Genomic DNA, 515 nt, shown 5'->3' with positions numbered 1-515 from the left:
GGCAGACTCACGACTCGGAGGGCCAGGCTCGTGGCGCTCGTGGCTAGTGCTGGGCAGGCGCTCTACAGGCCCAGTTTCACGTGAAACCGCACAGCGGTAGGGCAGGCGCCTTCGTCGCGCCTTCGAGGGCCTTGACACTCGTTGCGCTGGACGGCCGGGTCTCCCCAAGCCCGGGGCTGAGCAGTAGGCACGGCGGTGGGCGCCGGTCCGGTCGACGCCACAGCAGGGCGCGGACCTATACGTCAGGGCGGCCTCGACGCGACTGGACTGGCAAGCCGTCCGGCATCGCGTTTCACGTGGAACGAGGGACGTGACATACAACGGATGACTACGGCGGCTGCGCCGCCACATCAATCGCCAGCGTGGCGGGGAAGACGCGATGTCCCCGGGTGGCGCCTGGGCCGACAATCTCCGGTGCCCGGTGCCCGGTGCCCGGTGCCCGGTGCCCGGTGCCCGGTGCCCGGTGCCCGGTGCCCGGTGCCCGGTGCCCGGTGCCCGGTGCCCGGTGCCCGGTG

At 72.2% G+C, this 515-nt stretch carries 1 protein-coding gene; it reads right to left on the bottom strand.

Annotated features, from left to right (window positions below):
- Positions 1–328: 328 nt before the first annotated feature.
- On the bottom strand, positions 329–515 hold a 187-nt coding region (locus tag AB0368_RS18245; protein ID WP_366155039.1), incomplete at its 5' end, for a hypothetical protein.

The sequence above is a fragment of the Actinoplanes sp. NPDC051475 genome (assembly GCF_040689425.1).
Classification (GTDB): Bacteria; Actinomycetota; Actinomycetes; order Mycobacteriales; family Micromonosporaceae; genus Actinoplanes.
Note: the sequence above shows the minus strand (reverse complement) of the source record. Positions and strands in the feature narration are given on the sequence as shown.